Here is a 3,855-nt window from a genome sequence, read left to right as displayed (position 1 = left end):
TCATAATATAGAAGCTGGAATTAAATACCTTGTGCTGGCGGCATTCTCTTCGGCTTTTCTCCTTTTCGGGATGGCCTTAATTTACCTGCAAACCGGAAGCATGGAGTTTTCAATGATAGCACGCAGCCTGGCTTCATCCCCGTCATTATCGCCATTATTTCTTACCGGTTTAGGAATGATGTTAGTAGGAGTGGGTTTTAAACTGGCAGTCGTCCCTTTTYATATGTGGACTGCCGATGTATATGAGGGAGCACCTGCACCTGTTACCGCTTTTATTGCAACCGCTTCTAAAGGCGGAGTGTTTGCGGTGCTGTTCCGTTTTTTTATAATGATTGATGGCTTCAGGTTCAAGGTTGTGATGCTTATTCTGATCTGTATTGCCATTGCTTCTATGATTATGGGCAACCTGCTTGCAGTACAACAAAAAAATGTGAAACGTATCCTGGCTTATTCTTCTATTGCACACCTTGGTTATTTATTAGTTGCTTTTATCCCTGGCAGTGCGATGAGTATAAAAGCGGTTAGCTTTTATTTGATGGCCTATTTTATTACCACACTGACCGCTTTTGGCATCGTGACCATTTTATCAAATAAAGAAACCGATGCCGAAGATATCGAAAGCTATAGAGCATTATTTTGGCAAAATCCTGTCCTGGCCTGTGTATTTAGTTCGGCTTTACTTTCCTTAGCCGGAATACCGCTTACGGTTGGCTTTGTTGGGAAATTTTATATACTGGCAGCAGGGCTCCAGSGAGGATTTTGGATAACAGCTTTAATCCTGGTTATCAGCAGTGTGATTGGTTTGTACTATTATCTCCGGATTATAACTACGATGTTTGCCGGACAAAAAAGTATTCAACCCAAAGAAGAAAAAGCAAACCCGGTTTTTTACATGGTGAGTATTATCACCTTATCGGTTCTTAGTTTATTGATTATTTGGTTGGGGCTTTACCCTTCGGGAATGATGGGTTTTATGGAATATTTAAAACTCAAATAGTAAGGCAGTACCAGGCAAATGCCATCCAATCAAACTAATATTTTAATTTCTTAAGGTAAATACTTATTCATCTGCCAGTTTCGCGGTTTGTYTATTTATACCGAAATTGCATTATGAAATGGCGCGACACAAAAAAACTGCTACACCTTCTTTTTTGGGTCATTATAACGCTTATATTTTTATATGACCGGCAATATCTCCTGCGAAAAATTGGTCTTGGCCATTTTACTGTTTGCGTAGTAGTAAGGCTTGGCCTCATCATTTCCTTGGCTTACCTCAATCTATATCTACTTATTCCAAGGCTTTTTAAAAACAAACGCTACTTTATGTACTTTTCTGCGTTGATTGTAGTCCTATGTATATATGTTAGCCTTCAAAATTTATATGACATTTATTTATACGGTTTTGTCGTCGGGGCCAAACATTATCGTAGTTTCTGGTATGCTTTCCCTTTTACTTTGCTTACCACAAGCTGGTACCTGCTGCTTACAACCGCCTTTAAGCTCAGTTTGGACTGGTATGAGCAGCGCAAACAGGTTACTCATCTGCAATTCCAAATTGAAAACGGATTAACGGCTGCAGCGGAAGAGGAAATTGTTTTTTTTAAATCGGGTACGCAAAACATTAGAACCAACCTCGCTGAGATTACTCATATTGAAGGCTTAAAAGATTATTCGGTGATTTTTACCAAGACCGCTAAAATTGTCGTCAAAGGTTCTCTAAAGGCAGTTGGCGCACGACTTCCGGCGGGGCGATTTATCCGTATTCATAAGTCCTATATCATCGCCAAAGACAAGATTCAATGTATGGATACAACTAAGGTGACATTAACGGGAGGAATAGTAATTCCGATTGGGCGTAATTACAAACAGGAACTTGAGGTGCAATTAAAAGCAGAAAAGTATTAATTCAAATATTAATGTTTTCGGATCTTACCGGAAACTGTTAATACCTTACAATAAATACAATAATAAACCTATGAAGATTAGTACATTCCGGACATCAGGGTTAGTTATCCTTTGCTGCCTCATTGTTTTCAGCACTTTGTGCTCTTTTTACCTGGATAAACAACCAGTATTAAAGACGGGGGATGAATCTCCCAGGATAGTCAATATTATCAATTTTATCCGTCTGCTTGAACCCCGCGACCCGCAAATTACCAGGGATGTATTATACCAAACGGTAGTTAAACAGGTAGAGCTCATGAAAAAATATAAGCTTGGGGGGACATTTCTGCTGCAGTATGACGCACTGCTTGATCTCCGTTATCAAAAATTATTGTCGGCACTTCCAAAAAAATCTTTCGAAATTGGTGCCTGGTGGGAAATTCCTCAGCCGTTGGTTGAAAAGGCCGGGCTGAAATGGAGAGGGCGCTACCCCTGGGATTGGAGGGCAAATATCGGTTTTTCTACAGGTTATACTCCCCGGGAACGGGAGAAACTGATTGATGTTTATATGACTGATTTTAAAAAGATCTTCGGATATTATCCCAAATCAGTTGCATCATGGTTTATAGATGCCCATAGCCTCAATTACATGTATCAAAAATACCATATTGTAGCTTCTGCAAATTGCAAAGACCAATACGGAACCGATGGCTATACCCTATGGGGCGGTTATTGGAACCAGGCTTATTATCCAAGTAAGCTCAACTCCTATATGCCGGCACAGCATGAGCAGAACCAGATTCCGGTACCTATTTTCCGGATGCTTGGCAGCGATCCGGTGAGGCAGTATGATACAGGATTAGGCACCACACGACAAGGGGTAATTACCCTGGAACCTGTTTATAAATTTGGGGGAGGCGATTCGACCTGGGTAAGCTGGTTCTTCAAAACATTTACTGATGATGACCCGTTGGGGTTCGGTTATACCCAGGCCGGTCAGGAAAATTCTTTTACCTGGGACGCTATGGCGAAGGGTTTTGAACTACAGATGCCATTAATTGCTAAACTTAGAGATGAGCATAAGGTAAGGGTAGAAACATTGGAGGCATCGGGCCGTTGGTTTAAAAACAAGTACAAGGTTACACCCTCAACATCTTTTTCGGTTAGTAAAGATATTGATGGCAGCGACCTTAAAACTGTATGGTTCAACAGTCGTTTTTACAGGGTTAACATGCTATGGGAGCAAGGTACGCTGAGGATACGTGACATTCACTTATTTAATGAGAAATTTCCATCTGTTTATGAAACACAGGTAGCCACGTCAAATGAATGCACGTTTTTCACATTGCCTGTTGTAGATGGATATATATGGAGCACAAAAGACCAGATTGCCGGTTTAAGACTAAAAGCAATAGTTAACGGAAAAGAAATATTACTTCAGGGGAAAGATCCGAAATTTATCAAAACCGGACCGTCAACAATGCGCATTACCTGGCCTTTAACATCAATTGAAGGAATGTTTGAAGTGAATTTGAGTGAGAAACAAATTAAAATTAAGTTGATAACTGCTAAGGCCGTTACCTGGTTTTTTGATCTGAATACTGCAAATGGGATTAAGTTACCATTTACCGGGGTGAAAAATAAAAGCATAGATTGCCGGTTTGAGGATATGAACTATTCAGTTAAAGCCGGCAAAGGGTCTTTTACAAGGCCAAATAACGGATCGGTATTAAGAATAAGTCCGCAATTAAATACCATCATCTTAGATCTTGATGAAACAGCCAACAAATGAAATCGAGGATAATTTGCCGATTATTAAGTTGATATGATGCTTTGATGTATAAGTTTCCCAAGGCCACATATATCAAGGCATCGTTTCTTTCGATAAGCAGAAGGACAATTGTTGTATTAACTATGAACCATTAAAAAGAAAATTGTCGCGAAATCAACAGCCCATTCGTATAGCTATTG

General features: G+C 40.0%; 3 protein-coding genes. All 3 read left to right on the top strand.

Annotated features, from left to right (window positions below):
- Positions 1-997: NADH-quinone oxidoreductase subunit N (locus AC1DPZ_RS23590; protein WP_477408068.1), on the top strand; the 997-nt coding region annotated here is incomplete at its 5' end.
- A gap of 113 nt (positions 998-1,110) precedes the next feature.
- The gene (locus tag AC1DPZ_RS23585) at positions 1,111-1,905 is read left to right on the top strand and encodes a LytR/AlgR family response regulator transcription factor (protein WP_477408066.1); all 795 of its coding nucleotides are present in this window, start codon (positions 1,111-1,113) and stop codon (positions 1,903-1,905) included.
- A gap of 70 nt (positions 1,906-1,975) precedes the next feature.
- Positions 1,976-3,676: a hypothetical protein gene (locus tag AC1DPZ_RS23580; RefSeq protein WP_477408064.1), complete on the top strand. Its 1,701-nt coding sequence runs from the start codon at positions 1,976-1,978 to the stop codon at positions 3,674-3,676.
- The last annotated feature ends 179 nt before the right edge of the window (positions 3,677-3,855 follow it).

Source organism: Mucilaginibacter sp. P4_G9 (assembly GCF_056400985.1).
Note: the sequence above shows the minus strand (reverse complement) of the source record. Positions and strands in the feature narration are given on the sequence as shown.

What these genes read in the sequence shown, in the direction of transcription:
- AC1DPZ_RS23585 (WP_477408066.1), top strand. Translation starts at nt 1,111, where the DNA reads ATGAAATGGCGCGACACAAAAAAACTGCTACACCTTCTTTTTTGGGTC.
- AC1DPZ_RS23580 (WP_477408064.1), top strand. Translation starts at nt 1,976, where the DNA reads ATGAAGATTAGTACATTCCGGACATCAGGGTTAGTTATCCTTTGCTGC.